This window comes from Mycobacterium sp. (assembly GCF_050700595.1).
Taxonomy (GTDB): domain Bacteria; phylum Actinomycetota; class Actinomycetes; order Mycobacteriales; family Mycobacteriaceae; genus Mycobacterium.
Map to the genome: position 1 here is coordinate 1 of NZ_JBOHHI010000061.1, position 17,104 is coordinate 17,104.

The window sequence follows — 17,104 nt, forward strand, 5'->3', positions numbered from 1 at the left end:
GCCAAAACAGCCGCTGACCTGGTGGCCAGGGGCGGGATCGAACCGCCGACCTTCCGCTTTTCAGGCGGACGCTCATGCCGACTGAGCTACCTGGCCGGAAGGCACCGCGTGCCTCGCCGCGACGGCGACCCTGACGGGACTCGAACCCGCGACCTCCGCCGTGACAGGGCGGCGCGCTAAACCAACTGCGCCACAGGGCCTTGTTGTGTTGTGTGCTCCGCTCGCGCGTCGCGGTACCCCCTACGGGATTCGAACCCGCGTTACCGCCTTGAAAGGGCGGCGTCCTAGGCCGTCTAGACGAAGGGGGCCAGAACCGAATCTCTCCGGGGTACTCGCAACATGGATACGTTGTGAGCCAAGCCAGCTTAGGTCACCGTGGACCCAATCCTCAAACGACCTCCATCGCCCGGAACAGTATCCTGTGCGTCGCGCCGTTGCCGTTGGGTGTGTTTTAGTGGCACACTCACGCGGCTCCCCCTTGCGGAGTTTTGTTTCTGGCCTCGCCGCTTCCGGCCTCACAGGGTGAGGACTTCTGGGAGCTCCGCCGGCGCCGAATGATCCGGCGTCCGCGCCATGGCCTGTACCAACCTGTGTGGTTGGCCCGGGTACCGATGGGGCCGTGGTCCCGACTGGACCACAACTAGCGTAATCCGGCCAGTCACGGAGGTTAAGCGCAGCGTTGCGGTCGCGGTCAACGACTTCACCGGTGTGTGGGCACACCAGGTGCTTGTCGATGCGACCCGTGCCGACCAGCCGGCACGGTGTGCCGTCCGGCTGGCTGCAGCCATGGTGGATCTGGCTGGAGGCAAACCAGCGATCCGCCACGATCAACTCGCCGCCGCGGCGGGTGGTCTTGTACGCCAATTGCGGCTTGACCAGACCCATCGCGGCATCAGCGACCGACCGGCGAAACGCCCGCCGACCCATACTGCGTTTCATGGCGGCCACGTCGAGGTCTTCGATCACGACCTGGCCATAGGCGCCCGCCAGCTCGGTGGTGAGCTGGTGAACGGCTTCCCGCCGCAGATGCACACACCGGCGATCCAGCCGGGACAGCTTGGCTTTCGCTGCCCGATGGCCGCACGATCCGGGAACGCGGCGAGAAAGTTGTCGACCGGCGCGCCGCCGGGCTACCAGTGTTGCTCTCAGCGGCGCCGGATTGGGGTATTCGATGATGGTCTGCTCACCGGTGACGGTGTCCAACGCGGCTACTGTGGCCAGGGTCCGCAGCCCCAGATCGACACCCGCGCGCACCGCGTGCGAGGTCACCGCCGACAGTGTGGTCGGGGTGCGCAGCGCGTAGCAGACCGCGACGAACAACCGGCCCCACTGCTGCGACAACGTCATATTCAGGATTTGTGCGCGCCCACCCGCGAGGTGACGCTGCACTCGGCGGGTGTTCTCCTTCGACCGCAGTGACCCGATCACCGGCACGGTGATGGTGCGCCGATCATCCTCCACCCGCATCACCCCAGTGCTGAACCGCACCCGGCCCGCATCGCGGCGCGCGGATTTGAAACGCGGAAAGCCCACCTGGCGGCCCTTGCGGGTGCCGTTCTTACTGGCCTTCCAATTGGCCAGGCCTTGGGCCAGATCAGCCAATCCCGACGAGTAACACTCCTTGGAATTGGCGGCCCACCACGGGGCGATCTCGGATTTGGCCCGGTTCCACGCCCACCGCAACGAGCCCAGATGCCAGTCCAGCGACTCGTGGCCCGGATCCGCGGTTTTCGCGTCCAGGTCGGCCTTCACCAGGGCCAGGCCCCAATTGAACGCGAACCGGCGGGCCCCGAAATGCGAGCGCACCAGCGCCGCCCGATCCGGCTCGGCGGGCCAGTCGACTTCGAACTTGGCCGCCGTCACCAGCCACCCGGTGGGCAGCCGCTGACCCGGCGAACTGCTCCCCGCATAACCATCGCCGTCCCCGTCGTACAGGTCGAACAGCACCGACACCGACTCCACCACCGCCCGGTGCACTTCAAAATCCGGGCCGACATCGAGATATCGGGACACCGTCGGTGTCCCATCCGGTTTGGGTTTACCGGGAAGCCGCACACCACCGGTCAATGCGGCCACCCTCGCGGCCTGCTTACCGGTGCGCATCCTGACGATCACGACGCCGCACCCCGATCACGCTGGGCCGCCCTCAGCGCGCGCATCGCCAACCGATCCTGATGCTCCACGACAATCACCCTCACATCCGGGTGTGACAAGACCCCGCGCTGGCTTGGGCCGCGTACCATTCAGCCCGGATCCGACCTCGCACACCACCTGCCCCTCACCGAGGCCGTAAACTCGTGGGTCGTTCAAAAGGTGTCCAGTCGCCCCGCATAAACTCGTCAGCGCGTCGCGCCCCTATAGCTCAGTTGGTAGAGCTACGGACTTTTAATCCGCAGGTCCCAGGTTCGATCCCTGGTGGGGGCACCAGAAATGCCAGTTCAATCGCTGTATCTAGGCCGCCTAGGAATTTCAGCTCGCATCCTGGTCCGCAGTTGGTCCGCAGGTGGTAGGCTGTGGTCATGCAAAGGCGCAGCTCACGCGCAGGTGTAGAGGACCGCTGGCACCGGCTACCCGGCAAGCACGAACAGGTGCAATACCCCGCCGACGACTCCGGTGCCGGTTCGTGGTGCACCGATCCAAAACACGGCACACCCTGCACGCTGGTGACCACCGCCCGCCACGGCCAAGGCCGGCGGTGGCTGGCGCGGTGGGTGGACCACGACGGACAGGAACGCTCCAAGGCGTTCGACCGCAAGGCCGCCGCCCAGCATCACATCACCGACGTGACCGCCGCATTGACCACCGGAACCTACGCCGACCCCAAGCGCGGAGCCATCACGTTCGCCACGGTCGCAGAGCCGTGGTTTGACTCCAAGAGCGGCCTTAAGCCCAAGACGCGCGCGGGGTATCGCTCACTGCTCGATGTGGTGGTCCTCCCCCGCTGGGGTGATACGCGACTACGGGACATCACCCATGCCGACGTACAGGCGTGGGTACACAATCTCGCCACCGACGCCACCGCACGCCAACGTAAGGCAACCAGCCAACCGGATGATGCCGAACTCCAAGGCTTGTCAGCGGCACGAGTGGTTCAGGCATATCAGGTGATAGACCAGGTGCTCCGCTACGCCGTACGGGCGCGTTACATCAGCCTGAATCCCGCTGATGATGTGCAGCTCCCCCGCAAGAACACTCCCGAGAAATCGGCGTTGACGCATGACCAGGTGCGCCAGCTTGCCGACGCCAGCGGAGAGCTGCGGACCATGATCTATGTGTTGGGATACGGGGGGCTCCGGTACGGGGAGATTGCCGCACTAAGGGTGGGCGATGTGGACGTGACCCGACGCCGGGTGAAGGTGTCGCGGTCGGTTACCGCCGTTACCAAGCTGGGAATGGTGGAGGGAGCCACCAAGACTAACCAAACTCGGGCCGTTCCCTTGCCCGCGTTTGTGATGGACTTGGTTGCAGCTGAGATCAAAGGCCGGTCGCCCGCCGAATTGGCATTCCCGCACCACGACGGGAGCTGGATTCCCCGCGACTGGTTCGCCCTGAGACTCGATAGAGCCTGTGCATCGGTGGGGCTGACCGGCGTAACCCCACATACCTTGCGGCACACCGCTGGTTCCCTTGCGCTGGCGTCGGGTGCATCGGTAGTGACCGTTCAAAAGCTGTTAGGCCACCAGTCGCCCATTACGACGATGAACGTCTACAGCCACATGCTGCCTGATGATTTCGACAACCTCGCAGCGGCGATGGACAGCGCAGCTCGTGCCGCCGCGTCGACAACCTAATGGGAGTACCTCGGCCTCGCCCGAGTGAGACCTACCTCACACGACACGGCGCGGCGCCACGCTAGATAATCGAACACACGTTCACCTACAGTCATCAACTAGTGGACGCGGACAGCAACGAAACCCTCGTGAGTTAAACCGGCTTTAGGCCAAGTAAAACCACACGCGCGTCCAGTGCGACAAGCGGCAACCGCTGCACCAGTCGCGAAACCGTTAAGGCTGCGCGGTACACGCTGCGCACAACTCCGAGGGGTTATTTGCATGTCTTCTGATCTGCTCACGCTTGAGCAATTCGCGGCAATGGTACACACACCTATCAACACGGTGCGTTACTGGCGCCAGAACGGCTACGGGCCGACATACGCTCGCATTGGCCGGCGTGTAATGGTGCGCCGTTCCGAAGCTGAGGCGTGGCTTGACGCTCAATTCCAACCCGAAGGTGGTGCCCGGTAGATGGGTAGTCACAACACATGGACTAGACATTATCAAATCGGCTGGGAAAGGCGCGCAGCCAATACCAACGCGCCATTGTGGGCCAGGGTCGCCAGCCTCGCATACGCGCGCCACGAGGCGAATGGGCACGCCACTTTTCAACGTGGTGAACTCTGCTGGATCTTGGGTACACCGACAAAGGCCGGGCAGCCGTTCAAAAGGCGAGACTCCGCAACCATCCGCGATGCCATCGCTGTCGCCGTCAAATATGGTTGGCTGGCCGAACCATCGTGCAACGTATGTCTCGTCGTTCCTAGTCACGATATTTCCGGACCCCATGGAGATGAATCCAAACCTTGCCCGGTGCACGAGCGCAAAAGCGCACAAAAGCGCGGGAAGATGTGGCACCTGTCTGCGGTCTCATAGGCGGCTTCGTGGGTGCTAACTACCCACCTTCGGGCCTTTCGTGGGTGGTTAGTACCTACCAGGTGGGTATTGAGCGCCCACCCACAAGCGTTTGACCAGCAGTTTTGTTCGCCTTCTCTTGATCTATCTATAAGGAGGCAGAGGCAAAAAGAAGTCTCGCCATTTGACCTTCACGCCTTTCACACAATCGTGAGCAGCCTGAGTAGCAACACCGGAACGGCTTAAAATCGAATCAATCAGCGAAATAGATCACGAAAGATCGATAACCGAACCCGACCACGGCGGTTTGTACTGTGATGGGTTCTCGCTGATCGTTCGGTTCAGGTCCAATAGAAAGCCACGAAGGGCGTCAATGTCTTGCGCCACCTCGGCGGACCAGCCATAGCAGTCTGCCGCCGCTACATCTAGCTGCCGATGGGCCTTCGCAAGGTCGACGAACCCCCCGTCGTCCATGATGTTGTAGATTTCCGTCAGCCCCATCGATTCCGCCTCGCAATAGCTTGTACGCAGAGACAGCAACTTCCTACTTGCAACGGCCACAGCCTCAATCTGCGCGGGTGACGGATCAGGCCATGGAAACGTCGCCCAAACCGTCGTCGGCGTGTAGCGCAAGTCGGCCTTGATGGTTGACGAGTGCTGCCAGGCCCAAGCGGTGTGGGTTGCTGAACTGATCACTCCCATCGAAAAATCGTCGTCAAGTGCCACGGCGTTGATCGCATCACTGGGCAGCACGTCAGGCTCTTGCCACGCGGCAATGAGGCGCTTTCCATGACGGCCAATGGCGATATATCTAGATAGTGGAGACAGCGCAGCCCTGAACTGCATGCGCGGGCGATGGAACTGCCACCAGCGCGGTACACTCGCCCGTTCTTCTTTAACAGTCAATTCGATGGCTTGGTACGCCTTTGTGTACTTCTTTGCATCTTCAAGCGGAAGATCAGCGAAGTCGATAACCCATCGCGATGGTGCTTGGTGAATGTCGTCAGCAAGGTCATCCGAGGATACAAGCCTTTTGACCACGTCGCTGTATTTCTGCTCTTCCGCTAATAGCTTTCTCGCGGCGGATTCCAATATGTTAAAGCCATCCGCTCCCCGAATTACACCCTGCGAGCATTTTCCCGCATTCGCAGGGAGGGCCCTCGGAGACCATTCCGTGCCAGCTCGAAGGGAAGAATTGATCGATAATACTTCTTGACCGTCAAGAATAAACGGGCCTTCGGCGCTTCCTTTAGTCCAATTGACGATTGCGACATGAACTTTTGCCTCGCCCGGCCACTTCTGACTAGAAACTGCGTCTGTGATCGTACCCGTTCCTGCAACATAGTCGAGTGAGACCGAACGCCCCTTGACTTGCGCAATAGAATTTGTTCCGACAAGTCCTGCGCGCTGGCCCTCATGTAAGTGGTCGTGGGCTATACGGAACCAATATGTGCAAAGTTCCTTTACCCCGACACCGAAATGGTTACTGAGCCATTCGACGTAATCATCACCTAATTTCCTTCGCAGGATCTGCGAGCCGAGAAACGGTGGATTTCCGATTATACAGTCCACCTCCGGCCAGGTTACCCGAAGGGCGTCACCCACGGATACGCCAGCCAATGAAACAAGGGGAAGCGGCGCTTCCGTCTCGCCAAATCGGTCGATCATTTGTCGATGGCCCATCCATAACGTCACGCGAGCAAGCAGAACTGCTCGTGGTTCGACGTCGATTCCGTAGAAGTTCGTCAAGGGAACGTACGGCAGTTTGCCGCTCGGTACAGGAAGCCCTGTCGACGCCGCCAGGTCAAACATCCGTTGTTTCGCGTTGGCCTCAAGCTGACGCAGTTCACGGTAGGCAACGTACAAGAAGTTCCCGCAGCCACATGCGGGGTCAAGTACGCGAAATCTGGTCAGCTCATCAAGCACGGCCTTCGCCTCGACTGGTGTCGCCGCAGCATCAATCTGCTCCTGCCAAGGCCGTATGATCGTAGGCCCCACAATCTTCATGATGTCGGCTTCATGCGTGTAGTGAGCGCCTAATTTGCCCGAGATCACTCGTTCCAACAAAGAGCCAAAGATCGTTGGTTCTATTTTTGACCAGTCATATTCAGCCGCCGACGCCAGTAGTGCGATTTCCTCATCGTTTAGTCCGATCTCGGCGGGCCTTGCAAACAGATCACCGTTGACGTATGCGGTTCCGGAAAAGTCGCCGCTTCGGTTCTGATTTCCCTTTTGATTCAGAAGGCGAAATAAGAAACCAATCTTCGCAGCCGATTCGGAAGGTTTACCTTTCAATGTAGCGATGGTCTTTTGAAATGGTGATCCATGGAGTAATCCAAGATCTTCCGCGAACATCGTCCACACCGCCTGCATAGTGAATCGGATAGTGTCATCGGCAGGCGCAGCCGCTCGGTCAGTCAGCGATTCATAGAGGTCCCCTATGATTTTAGCTGCATCCGCAGTCAGCGTCTTGTTGTGAACCAGGAAACTTGGTAGTTGCTCAGGACCAGTTAAAAACAGCAAATGCTCGTAACGGCTGGGCAATTCTTCGAGTGTAAATGAAACGCGTGGAGACTTTGGAAATCGGCCCGGCTCCCAGACCTCAAATCTGTTGAAATTGCAAGTCACAACATATCGAGCCGCCGGCGTGTCCGTATCCTCGTCTGCGGATTCTTCCCAATAGTCCTTAACCTGCTGACGCGCGCTCTCTACGGTTTTCGTAGGCGCCTTCATCTCGATTATGCAGACAGTTGGCCAATGCAAATCCATGAAACCAGCGGATGACTTGAAGAACTCGAACTTGGCTCCTACGGCTAACCTGTCAGTGCCGTAGCAGTCGAACAACTGGTTGAGGAAGGTTTGCGCTTCGGCTTTCTCTGACCCGCTGTAGCCGACCCATTGCCTGACGAACTTGGTCAGAGCCTTCTGGATTTCCTCGCCACTCCGCATGTCAGCCGAGCGTAGTCAGCAAGCGATCAGACGAGCCGTAGTTTGTCGCCACAGAAGAAAGTGTCGCGTTCAAGTCGCGTCCGGACTTTCCGCAGCAATGCCAGCGCATCCTCGATGGCAAGCTTCGCGTTGTGTTCCTCTACGGTCTCGCCAAGTTTCTTCCGAGCCTTGACTGCGCGCGCGATTGTGTGGTCGAGATTGGCCATCACGTCGGCGACCTCTGACATCGCTCGCTCGTGATTGCGCTGCTCTTGTCCACGAGGATCGGGCATGAACTGAGCCTAACGTCTAGTCGCGCGTCGTCCAGTCGCGCCGGTGGGTGTTGTGCATGATTGTCGGAACTGGCCTCGCAGCGGGTCGGCGTTAGCCCCAAGCAGCTCGGCACCTAATGGCCCTACTTACGTGCTGGCGTGGTCTGGTGGCGTCGTTGCCCTGACAAGATGGCTGGATCCGTTCGGCTCGTATGAGTGAGTCGGTGTCGCAAAACTAAAGAACTGAGACGCCATTACCGGATGATCCCGTGTTTCCCAAAGTCCCATGTCGTACTGTCTCAGAAGTTGCCTCAAAATAGTCGTCTCATATCTTGACATTGTGAGAGTTTTGAGACACGATGATGGCATGTCTTCCACCGCAGCCACCACCGCCAGCGTTCAGCTCGGATACGCCCGCGTCAGTACCGACCACCAGTTGCTAGACCAGCAGCTTGACGCGCTCACCGCTGCCGGTCTTGATCCGGCCCGCGTTTACACAGACAAGCTCTCGGGGACCTCGACCCGCGAGCAGCGGCCCGGCCTTGCCGCCCTCCTGGACTATGCGCGGCCTGGTGACGCAATTGTGGTCGTTGGCATCGACCGGCTCGGGCGGAACGCTGCGGAGGTTATGACGACCATTAGGGAACTTGGCCAGCGCAATATCGTGCTTCGGTCGCTGCGTGAGGGAATCGACACCGCGAACGCCACTGGCCGGATGATCGCCGGAGTGCTCGCTAGTCTCGCTGAGTTGGAACTTGAGTTAGGCCGTGAGCGTCGATCGGCTGCCCGCGAAGCGCGTCGCGCTCGCGGTCAGCACGTCGGACGACCTAAGGCACTCGACGCTGATAAGGCAGACCTGGCGCGCCGGATGCATGCAAGCGGAGAGCCGGCCAGCGTCATCGCCACGACCCTCGGAGTCAGCCGCGCGACTGTGTACCGGGTGCTCGCCGGGTAATTCGGCTGCACCGCAGCAAGGTTGGATGCGATGCTGTGGCATAACAGCGATAGCCAGCCATATCAATCGGGAGCCGGACGGAGTAATGAGTGGTCAGTCGGACCGTCGGGCCGCATTATTGTCGCTGGCCGCAAAGGCGGGTGTGCTGAAGCGAACCGATGAACGCGCGAAGCGAGCGGCCGATCTGAAGGAATGGGGGCTGCGACACCCGCCGCCCGATCCGGGCAGCAGCCTGATCCTCGACGATGACGGGTTCATGACAGAGGTCGGCGGTCTAGTGCACATCACAGCGGCGTTTCCGATCATGAACGCGACCGACAGCCTCGCGGCAGCCGCTGAACTAATCGAAAGCAGACCTACATCCAGGAACGCACACATAGCGGCGCTACTCACGCTGTGTAGATCGGCACTTGAGTCCTCTGCGATCACGGTCTGGCTTCTGTGCCCACCCGCACGCGCTGACCGGCGAGCACGGTGCGTCGGCTTCACACAGGCGGAGTTGTCCGCCCAGAAGAGCTTTCATGCCGCAGAGCGCAAGTGGTTCGAAAAGCAGCCCGAGCGCCAGAGCGAGCCGATCTACGCGGATTTCGAAGAGCACGTCCGGCTGTTCAACGGGCGCCTCAAGATGTTAGAAAACCATCCAAAAAAGCGGCCACCGAACGCCTCAGACTTTCCCACCGAGGCCGGAAAATGGATTGACCAGCATCCGCCCGCACATGATCGGGAGTTGTACGCCAACGGGTTCGCCCACGGCGCCTCACGCACCTACACGCTCGCTTCCGGCGTCCTGCATGGCTTCAAGTGGGCAATGGATTATGTCCAGGCGGGCGAGTTGGAGACGTTTCGGATGGTTGCTGATGGCCTCGCCGCAGCGGTCGGGATGGCCGAGTGCGCCGTGGCGCTCTATGAAATACAGGCGCAGCGGCGTGAGCCTCGGAGCGCGCGAAAGCGTCTCTACCCAACGCGGCTTCAACCAACGATCGACGAATGGGCTCTGCTGTATACCTGAGTCAGAATGGCGCTCCCAACTTTAACGGCATCAACCGAGTGCACGCCTTACCCGCTCAACACGGCAGTCGCGGCGATGCCGGGTGCGGCGATGTGCGCTGGCGGAAGACCGTGGGGGGTGACCCCTGTCATCGTCGCCGCGACGCCTCGAACAGCCAGCGCCTTATCTCTCGCCGCGCATTCCCGCTGATTCAGCCAGCTCCAGTCCGCAGGTGGTCCGCAGAACACCAGTCGACAGCTACGTTTGGTCGCTATCGGTCATTATTGAGACATGTTGCCGCGCAGCCGTTTATACTCAATAGCCACGAAAAGTCACAAGCTGCCGCTAATAACATAGCCTCAGGTAAGACGCTCTTTTAATCCGCAGGTCCCAGGTTCGATCCCTGGTGGGGGCACCGCAGCTGTATGAATTCGGCTCATCCTTGATGGTCACTCGGCCCAGCGGCATTGGCGCCGTCGCTCACTTCGGGTACCCCCGGCGCATGACTGGAATGTCACGACGCTCCTTCGGGCTGGCCGCGGCGGGACTGAGCGCCGCCGCGCTGGCTTCGTGTGGCCCGAAACCGACCAACGCACCGCCGCCGTTGGGCCCGGGCGTCGGTTTTGTGCTGTCCCACGAGCAGTTCCCGACGAGCCAGCTGGTCGACCAGGCGCAGGCAGCCGAGCAGGCCGGATTCCGCTACCTGTGGGCCAGCGACCACATTCAGCCGTGGCAAGACAACGAGGGCCATTCGATGTTCCCGTGGATCACCCTGGCGTTGGTGGGCCAACGAACCAGTCACGTTCCGTTCGGCACCGGGGTCACCTGTCCGATTTATCGCTACCACCCGACGACCGTCGCGCACGCGTTCGCCTCGCTCGCGGTGCTCTACCCCGGCCGGGTCTTCCTTGGTGTCGGTACCGGCGAGCGGCTCAACGAGCAGGCCGCGACCACCCAATTCGGCCCGTACCAAGAACGTCACGACCGCTTGATCGAAGCCATCGACCTCATCCGCCAACTGTGGAGCGGTCAACGAATCTCGTTTTACGGCCGCTACTTTCAGACCAACCAGCTCAAAATCTACGACCTGCCGCCGTCACCGCCGCCGATCTTCGTGGCCGCGGGCGGACCGAAAAGCGCACACCTGGCCGGACAGTACGGCGACGGAGGGATCGCCGAAGCCGACAGCATGAAGAACCAAAAGCTGGTGGCGGCGTTCAACCAGGGCGCGCACGATTCCGGCCGCGATCCGGCCACCCTGGGCAAGCGGGCCGAAATGTTCGCCGTCGTCGGCGATCAGGCCGAGATCAACCGCGGCGTCGAGCTGTGGCGGTTCACCGGCGGCGCCGTCGACCAGCCCAACCCGTCGCCATCCAACAGGCGGCCCAGGCCAACCCGCTGGACAAGGTGATCAACGGCTGGACGACAGGCACCGATCCCGCCACCCACATCAAAGCGGTGCAGGCCGTTCTCGACGCCGGGGCGACCCCGTTTATGCACTTTGCTCAGCAGGACCCAATCGCCGCGATCGATTTCTACCGCGCCAACGTCCTACCGCACCTGCACTAACGCCTGCCCGGCTAACTCAGTACGGCGTCGAGGTAGGTCACGTCGGCAAACGCCGCGGCGACCTCGTCATCGGAGTACACGAAACCGTTGTCCGCGTGCAACTGCGCCACTGTGCGGTGCGACACCTGCCAGCCACGCCCGGCCAGGTATTCGATGATGTGGCTGCGTTCGAAGTGATAGACCAGATCGTTGAAGTCGATGTCAAATCCGAGCTCGCTCATCCGGTCGTGATGCGCGCGCCATCGCTCGTCGGCGAAAATCGCTGTGTCCGGCACGAATTCGGAAGCCAGCCGACTGGGGGCAGCACTCAGTGCGGTGATGTTGTCGAACAGCGCGTCCTGGGCCTCCGGCGGCAGGTAGACCACCAGCCCCTCGGCGCTCCACGCCGACGCCTCGTGCGGGTCGAACCCGGCCGCCCGAAGCGCCGCCGGCCAGTCGTCACGCAGATCCACGGCCACCGTGCGCCGCTCGGCCGTCGGCTCGGCACCGAGCTTGCGCAGCGTCGAAGTCTTGAACTCGATGACCTCCGGCATATCGACCTCATAGACCACGGTGCCGGTTGGCCACGACAAGCGATAGGCCCGCGCATCGAGGCCGGCCGCGAGAATGACCGCCTGACGGATCCCGCTGTGTGTGGCGTCGACGAAAAACTGGTCGTAGAACCGGGTTCGCACGGCCATGCCCCGGGCCATCCGGTCCGGGTCGAACTCGGCGTCCTCCTTGACCGCAATCTTGCCGTCCACCAGTCGGGTGTAGACGTCGATGCCGACGGCACGCACCAGCGGCGCCGCGAACGGGTCGTCGATCAACGATGCCGCCGACGCCAGCGCCCGCTGTGCGGCGACCATCGTGGCCGTCGCCCCGACGCTCGTCGCCAGATCCCAACTATCGCTTTCGGTGCGCATCCGACTGCCTCCGTCCCGGCTTTTCAATAATATAGATCAGCTACTTATCAGCCGGGACGGTGGATAGACGTCGCCCCCTTGACAGCGACCGACCTTGCGCTAGTATCTGCGTATGCATGCAGATAGTGAGAATGTCCGGTTGCCGGACGACCAGGTCAGCCTGGTCGTCGAGGTGTTCCGGATGTTGGCCGACGCCACCCGCGTCCAGGTGTTGTGGTCGCTCGCCGATCGCGAGATGTCGGTCAACGAACTCGCCGAGCATGTGGGGAAGCCGGCGCCGTCGGTTTCCCAGCACCTGGCGAAGCTGCGGATGGCACGCCTGGTGCGCACCCGCCGCGAAGGAACCACCATCTTCTACAGCCTGGAGAACAACCACGTGCGCCAGCTCGTCATGGATGCGGTGTTCAACGCCGAGCACGCCGGTCCCGGGGTTCCACCGCATCACCGCGTCGACGACGGATTGCGCGTCGCCGCCCAATACAGAAAAGGATGACCATGTCGCAACACGAAGAACACACCCACGAAGCGCCGCATTCGCACGAGCATGAGCACGGCGGCGTCACGCACACACACCCGCACACCGCGCACGAGCACGAACACGTCGAGCACGAACACCCCCACACCCACGACGACGGAACCGAACACACGCACGCCCACGTGCATCAGTCCGGGCTGGAGGAAAAGCACAACCACGCCCACTGAGGGCTGTGCGTCACACCTTGGGGCAGTAGTGCGTTGGGTTGCCGCGCTCGTCGGCCGGCGGCAGGTTGCGTGCCGGTGTGTGCACCAGCGGGGCATCGGCCGGAATCCGGCCGACGGCCCGATCCACACCGGCGCGCGCCCGCGGATGTTTGCGGTAGCGCGGCGGCACGCAGGCGAACACCACCCGCACCAGGTCGCCGAACCGCCGGTGTAGCCACTCGTCGCGCTTTGACCAGGTGTAGCCCATCAGCTCGCGCACCGGCGGGTCGTAGAGACCGACGGTCACCCATACGAAGAACGGCGCCATCAGCTTGCGCTGCACGTTCCACAACCAATCTGGAAGCCGTTGCGCAAAAGGTGGTTTCGGTAACTCCGTCAAGTTGAGCACCTCGCGGGCAGCAAAGTTGTTCTCGAGCACCTCGCGACACATGCGGTCCCAATAGACTTGAAACTCTTCCCAGCTCTTGGGCACTGGCCGCATGCTCATGCCGTACATCCGGTACCACTGGAGGTGTTCGTCGAACAGCTGTCGCTTCTCGGCTTCGGTGATTCCGCCGCAGAACCGTTCGGCGACATGCAAGGTGCCGACGAAGAACGTCGAGTGCGCCCAATAGAAGACGTCGGGGTTCAGCGCGTGATAGCGGCGGCCCTGCGCATCGGTGCCCTTGATGTCGGTGTGATAGTCGCGCACCTCGGCACCGGTCGTCGGGGCACGCTCGCCGTCGAAAACGACGCCGCCGATCGGATACAGCGATCGCAACAGCCGCGGCCAGCGTTCCCGAAAGAACGTCGAGTGATCTTCGACCGCCGCGCCCAGCTGCGGGTGCATGTTCTGCATGGAACCGGCCCAGGGACCCTGCAGCATGCCGCGCCAATCGCCGAAGTATTCCCACGTCAGGGAGTCCGGACCGAGCGGCTGCGGCGGTCCGTCATATCCCAGCGGCGACACCGGGCAGCCGGCCGCCACCCCGGCATTGGGACCGCCTTCGCTGGTCAGCGGGCGCGCCCGGAAAGTATCTTGAGTCACTGGTGTGGTTTCCTGTCCGTGTCAGCGCAGTTTGACTACATGCGTTGTCACTATCGAGTTTAGGAGTGTTGTGGCGTCCGGTCAACGACGGGGCCGCTGGTCGGGTGTCCCGCTGGAGGATCGCCAGGCGCTGCGCCGGGACAAACTCGTCGCCGCCGGCGTGAAACTGCTCGGCGAACGGAGCGGTCCGGCGGTGACCGTGCGGGCGGTGTGCCGCGAGGCAGGGTTGACCGAGCGCTACTTCTACGAGAGCTTCACCGACCGCGACGACTTCGTACGCGCTGTTTACGACGACGTGTGCACCCGGGCGATGTCGACGCTGATGTCGGCGACCACGCCGCGCGAGGCCGTCGAGCGATTTGTCGCGCTGATGGTCGACGATCCTGTTCGCGGACGGGTGTTGCTGCTGGCCCCGGCGGTCGAGCCGGTGCTGACCCGCTCCGGCGCGGAATGGATGCCCAGCTTCATCGAACTGCTGCAGCGCAAGCTGACCAGAATCAGCGACCCGGTGCTGCAGCACATGGCGGCCACCAGCCTGATCGGCGGTTTGACCGCGCTGTTCACCGCCTACCTGGACGGGCGGCTGGCGGCCACCCGTGAGCAGTTCATCAACTACTGCGTCGACATGCTACTGACGCGGGCCACAACCTAGTAGCGTGAGCAGACACGAAAGCCCCTTTTTACCCGGGCGTGTCGGGGGCTTTTGCGTCTGTTCGGCAACGACTGCGCGCCAAACTTGATGCTACTGACGTACACAGATATATTGACTGGAACCGACAGACACAGATACCGAGGAGGCGCTGTGCCGGACCCTCAAGACTTGGACCTGTTGCGTGAACTCGAGCCGGTCGTCGAGAAGAACCTCAACCGGCATCTGAGCATGCACAAGGCCTGGAACCCGCACGACTACATCCCGTGGTCGGATGGCAAGAACTTCTACGCGCTGGGCGGACAGGACTGGGAGCCCGAGCACTCCCAGCTTTCCGACGTCGCGCAGGTGGCGATGGTCCAGAACCTGATGACCGAGGACAATCTGCCGTCCTATCACCGCGAGATCGCGATGAGCTTCGGCATGGACGGCGCCTGGGGCCAGTGGGTGAACCGCTGGACCGCCGAGGAAAACCGCCACGGGATCGCGCTACGCGACTACTTGGTGGTGACCCGCGCGGTCGACCCGGTCGAGTTGGAAAAGCTGCGCATCGAGGTGGTGACCCGGGGCTTCAGCCCGGGCCAGAACCAGCAGGGCGACCTGTTAGCCGAGAACATCTTCGACTCGATTCTCTACGTCACGTTCCAGGAGCTTGCCACCCGCATTTCGCACCGCAACACCGGCAAGGCGTGCAACGAGACGATCGCCGATCAGCTGCTGGCCAAGATCTCGCACGACGAGAACCTGCACATGATCTTCTACCGCGACGTCAGCGAAGCCGGCATCGAGATCGCACCGAACAAGGCGATGCACTCGTTGCACCGCGTTCTGCGCAACTTCAAGATGCCCGGGTTCTCGGTGCCGGAGTTTCGCCGCAAGGCCGTGATGATCGCCGTCGGCGGCGTGTATGACCCGCGCATCCACCTCGACGAGGTGGTGATGCCGGTGCTGAAGAAGTGGCGCATCTTCGAGCGCGACGACTTCACCGGTGAGGCCGCCGAGTTGCGCGACGACGTTGCCGTGCTGGTGAAGGAACTCGAGCAAGCGTGCGACAAGTTCGAGGTGTCCAAGCAGCGCCAACTCGAGCGGGACGCCCGCAAGGGCGTGAAGACCACCGCCCGCGAGCTGCATCAAACCGCGGGCACCCTGAGCATGAGCCGGCGGTAGCCCGGCGTTGCGCATCGGCCCGATCGCGCTCGCCAGCCCGGTCGTGCTGGCCCCGATGGCGGGGGTGACGAACGTCGCTTTCCGGACGCTGTGCCGCGAGCTGGAGCAAGCCACGGTCGGCACGGTCAGCGGTCTCTACGTCTGCGAGATGGTGACCGCGCGTGCCCTCGTCGAGCGACACCCGGCCACCCTGCACATGACGACGTTCTCTCCCGACGAATCGCCGCGCTCGCTGCAGCTTTACACCGTCGACCCGGCGACCACGTATGCGGCCGTCAAGATGGTCGCCGACGAGGGCCTGGCCGACCACATCGACATGAACTTCGGTTGCCCGGTGCCCAAGGTGACCCGCCGCGGCGGCGGAGCGGCGCTGCCGTTCAAGCGGCGGCTGTTCGGCCAGATCGTCGCGGCGGCCGTGTGCGCCACCGACGGCACCGACATCCCGGTGACCGTCAAGTTCCGGATCGGGATCGACGACGCCCACCACACCCACCTGGACGCCGGTCGCATCGCGGAAACCGAGGGCGCGGCCGCGGTCGCGCTGCATGCCCGCACCGCGGCGCAGCGCTACTCCGGTGCCGCGGATTGGGCACAGATCGCCCAGCTCAAGCAGCATGTGCGAACGATCCCGGTGCTGGGTAACGGGGACATCTTCGACGCCAGCGACGCGCTGACCATGATGGCCGTCACCGGCTGCGACGGGGTCGTGATCGGCCGGGGCTGCCTGGGCCGGCCATGGCTGTTCGCCGAGCTGTCGGCCGCCTTCACCGGCAGCCCGCCGCCTACCCCGCCGACCCTTGGTGGGGTCGCCGACGTCATCCGCCGGCACGCCAGGCTGCTGGCCGACCATTTCGGCGAGGAGAAGGGCATGCGGGATATCCGCAAGCACATCGGCTGGTACCTGCATGGTTTCCCCGCCGGATCCGGGCTGCGGCGGGCGTTGGCGCTGGTCAAAACACTCGATGAACTCGACGTTCTGCTGAACCGGCTCGAACCCGCGGTTCCGTTCCCGGAGGTGGCCAGCGGGCCGCGCGGCCGGCAGGGATCACCCGCCCGGGTGGCTTTGCCGGAGGGCTGGCTCACCGACCGCGACGACTGCACGGTTCCGTCCGGAGCCGACGTCATGCACTCTGGCGGCTAGCGTTCGGCGACGATGCGGGGTCGGAACGACCTGAAGTGGGGGTCGGACTGCGTGACCCCGTCGAGACCCTCCCGAGATCGCGAATACGGCTCTATCTCTATACGATGTGGATCTTGTTGCATCATGCGTCGGTGGCCGAGACCAGAGCCATCACTCGCGGCACGGCTGTACAG

The 17,104-nt window shown here is 62.5% G+C and carries 13 protein-coding genes, 4 tRNA genes and 3 pseudogenes; 11 read left to right on the forward strand and 9 right to left on the reverse strand.

Annotation, left to right across the window (positions count from 1 at the left end):
* Nucleotides 1-19: 19 nt before the first annotated feature.
* From ACRDTL_RS06010 to ACRDTL_RS06030, 5 genes and pseudogenes are all read right to left on the reverse strand, one after another.
* Nucleotides 20-96: transfer RNA gene (locus tag ACRDTL_RS06010), tRNA-Phe, on the reverse strand.
* Between the two features lie 29 nt (nt 97-125).
* Nucleotides 126-200, reverse strand: a tRNA-Asp gene (locus tag ACRDTL_RS06015).
* A gap of 34 nt (nt 201-234) precedes the next feature.
* A tRNA-Glu gene (locus ACRDTL_RS06020) sits at nt 235-308 on the reverse strand.
* A 155-nt stretch (nt 309-463) separates the two neighbouring features.
* Nucleotides 464-2,115, reverse strand: a pseudogene (tnpB, locus tag ACRDTL_RS06025) (IS607 family element RNA-guided endonuclease TnpB).
* 44 nt (nt 2,116-2,159) lie between these two features.
* Nucleotides 2,160-2,286 (reverse strand): annotated as a pseudogene (locus tag ACRDTL_RS06030) (IS607 family transposase); the annotation flags it as partial.
* A gap of 65 nt (nt 2,287-2,351) precedes the next feature.
* Here ACRDTL_RS06030 and ACRDTL_RS06035 point away from each other — a divergent pair.
* The 3 genes from ACRDTL_RS06035 (at nt 2,352) to ACRDTL_RS06045 (ending at nt 4,244) form a co-directional block, all read left to right on the forward strand.
* A tRNA-Lys gene (locus ACRDTL_RS06035) sits at nt 2,352-2,427 on the forward strand.
* A 92-nt stretch (nt 2,428-2,519) separates the two neighbouring features.
* On the forward strand, nt 2,520-3,791 hold the full coding sequence (locus ACRDTL_RS06040) for a tyrosine-type recombinase/integrase (RefSeq protein ID WP_431505803.1): 1,272 nt from the start codon (nt 2,520-2,522) through the stop codon (nt 3,789-3,791).
* A gap of 261 nt (nt 3,792-4,052) precedes the next feature.
* On the forward strand, nt 4,053-4,244 hold the full coding sequence (locus tag ACRDTL_RS06045) for a helix-turn-helix domain-containing protein (protein ID WP_431505804.1): 192 nt from the start codon (nt 4,053-4,055) through the stop codon (nt 4,242-4,244).
* A 654-nt stretch (nt 4,245-4,898) separates the two neighbouring features.
* Here ACRDTL_RS06045 and ACRDTL_RS06050 read toward each other — a convergent pair.
* Nucleotides 4,899-7,577 carry a DNA methyltransferase gene (locus ACRDTL_RS06050; protein WP_431505805.1) on the reverse strand — a complete coding sequence of 893 codons (2,679 nt, stop codon included), beginning with the start codon at nt 7,575-7,577 and terminating at the stop codon, nt 4,899-4,901.
* Between the two features lie 26 nt (nt 7,578-7,603).
* Nucleotides 7,604-7,849: a hypothetical protein gene (locus tag ACRDTL_RS06055; protein WP_431505806.1), complete on the reverse strand. Its 246-nt coding sequence runs from the start codon at nt 7,847-7,849 to the stop codon at nt 7,604-7,606.
* Between the two features lie 346 nt (nt 7,850-8,195).
* On the opposite strand from ACRDTL_RS06055, the gene ACRDTL_RS06060 reads away from it, so the two are divergent.
* The 3 genes and pseudogenes from ACRDTL_RS06060 to ACRDTL_RS06070 all read left to right on the forward strand — a co-directional run bounded on the left by ACRDTL_RS06060 (nt 8,196) and on the right by ACRDTL_RS06070 (nt 11,340).
* Nucleotides 8,196-8,783: a recombinase family protein gene (locus tag ACRDTL_RS06060; RefSeq protein ID WP_431505807.1), complete on the forward strand. Its 588-nt coding sequence runs from the start codon at nt 8,196-8,198 to the stop codon at nt 8,781-8,783.
* A gap of 85 nt (nt 8,784-8,868) precedes the next feature.
* On the forward strand, nt 8,869-9,792 hold the full coding sequence (locus ACRDTL_RS06065; RefSeq protein ID WP_431505808.1) for a hypothetical protein: 924 nt from the start codon (nt 8,869-8,871) through the stop codon (nt 9,790-9,792).
* Nucleotides 9,793-10,273: 481 nt separating this feature from the next.
* Nucleotides 10,274-11,340: pseudogene (locus tag ACRDTL_RS06070) on the forward strand (F420-dependent hydroxymycolic acid dehydrogenase).
* Between the two features lie 11 nt (nt 11,341-11,351).
* Here ACRDTL_RS06070 and ACRDTL_RS06075 read toward each other — a convergent pair.
* Nucleotides 11,352-12,245 (reverse strand): SAM-dependent methyltransferase, encoded by an 894-nt coding sequence (locus tag ACRDTL_RS06075; RefSeq protein ID WP_431505809.1) that lies wholly within the window; start codon nt 12,243-12,245, stop codon nt 11,352-11,354.
* Nucleotides 12,246-12,357: 112 nt separating this feature from the next.
* Here ACRDTL_RS06075 and ACRDTL_RS06080 point away from each other — a divergent pair, with 112 nt between their 5' ends.
* A complete protein-coding gene (locus tag ACRDTL_RS06080; RefSeq protein WP_431505810.1) occupies nt 12,358-12,738 on the forward strand; it encodes an ArsR/SmtB family transcription factor in 381 nt (126 codons plus the stop codon).
* Nucleotides 12,739-12,740: 2 nt separating this feature from the next.
* Nucleotides 12,741-12,947 carry a zinc transporter Slc39a7 gene (locus tag ACRDTL_RS06085; RefSeq protein WP_431505811.1) on the forward strand — a complete coding sequence of 69 codons (207 nt, stop codon included), beginning with the start codon at nt 12,741-12,743 and terminating at the stop codon, nt 12,945-12,947.
* Nucleotides 12,948-12,957: 10 nt separating this feature from the next.
* Here ACRDTL_RS06085 and ACRDTL_RS06090 read toward each other — a convergent pair whose 3' ends face one another.
* Complete coding sequence (locus ACRDTL_RS06090; protein WP_431505812.1) at nt 12,958-13,974, reverse strand: oxygenase MpaB family protein; 1,017 nt, start codon at nt 13,972-13,974, stop codon at nt 12,958-12,960.
* A gap of 70 nt (nt 13,975-14,044) precedes the next feature.
* Here ACRDTL_RS06090 and ACRDTL_RS06095 point away from each other — a divergent pair, with 70 nt between their 5' ends.
* The 3 genes from ACRDTL_RS06095 to dusB all read left to right on the forward strand — a co-directional run bounded on the left by ACRDTL_RS06095 (nt 14,045) and on the right by dusB (nt 16,931).
* On the forward strand, nt 14,045-14,626 hold the full coding sequence (locus ACRDTL_RS06095) for a TetR/AcrR family transcriptional regulator (protein WP_431505813.1): 582 nt from the start codon (nt 14,045-14,047) through the stop codon (nt 14,624-14,626).
* Between the two features lie 150 nt (nt 14,627-14,776).
* Nucleotides 14,777-15,790, forward strand: a complete 1,014-nt coding sequence (locus tag ACRDTL_RS06100) for an acyl-ACP desaturase (RefSeq protein WP_431505814.1) — start codon at nt 14,777-14,779, stop codon at nt 15,788-15,790.
* A 7-nt stretch (nt 15,791-15,797) separates the two neighbouring features.
* Entirely contained in the window at nt 15,798-16,931 is a 1,134-nt protein-coding gene (dusB, locus tag ACRDTL_RS06105; RefSeq protein WP_431505815.1) for a tRNA dihydrouridine synthase DusB, read from the forward strand.
* Nucleotides 16,932-17,104 lie beyond the last annotated feature (173 nt).

What these genes read in the sequence shown, in the direction of transcription:
- ACRDTL_RS06040 (WP_431505803.1), top strand. Translation starts at nt 2,520, where the DNA reads ATGCAAAGGCGCAGCTCACGCGCAGGTGTAGAGGACCGCTGGCACCGG.
- ACRDTL_RS06045 (WP_431505804.1), top strand. Translation starts at nt 4,053, where the DNA reads ATGTCTTCTGATCTGCTCACGCTTGAGCAATTCGCGGCAATGGTACAC.
- ACRDTL_RS06050 (WP_431505805.1), bottom strand. Translation starts at nt 7,577, where the DNA reads ATGCGGAGTGGCGAGGAAATCCAGAAGGCTCTGACCAAGTTCGTCAGG.
- ACRDTL_RS06055 (WP_431505806.1), bottom strand. Translation starts at nt 7,849, where the DNA reads ATGCCCGATCCTCGTGGACAAGAGCAGCGCAATCACGAGCGAGCGATG.
- ACRDTL_RS06060 (WP_431505807.1), top strand. Translation starts at nt 8,196, where the DNA reads ATGTCTTCCACCGCAGCCACCACCGCCAGCGTTCAGCTCGGATACGCC.
- ACRDTL_RS06065 (WP_431505808.1), top strand. Translation starts at nt 8,869, where the DNA reads ATGAGTGGTCAGTCGGACCGTCGGGCCGCATTATTGTCGCTGGCCGCA.
- ACRDTL_RS06075 (WP_431505809.1), bottom strand. Translation starts at nt 12,245, where the DNA reads ATGCGCACCGAAAGCGATAGTTGGGATCTGGCGACGAGCGTCGGGGCG.
- ACRDTL_RS06080 (WP_431505810.1), top strand. Translation starts at nt 12,358, where the DNA reads ATGCATGCAGATAGTGAGAATGTCCGGTTGCCGGACGACCAGGTCAGC.
- ACRDTL_RS06085 (WP_431505811.1), top strand. Translation starts at nt 12,741, where the DNA reads ATGTCGCAACACGAAGAACACACCCACGAAGCGCCGCATTCGCACGAG.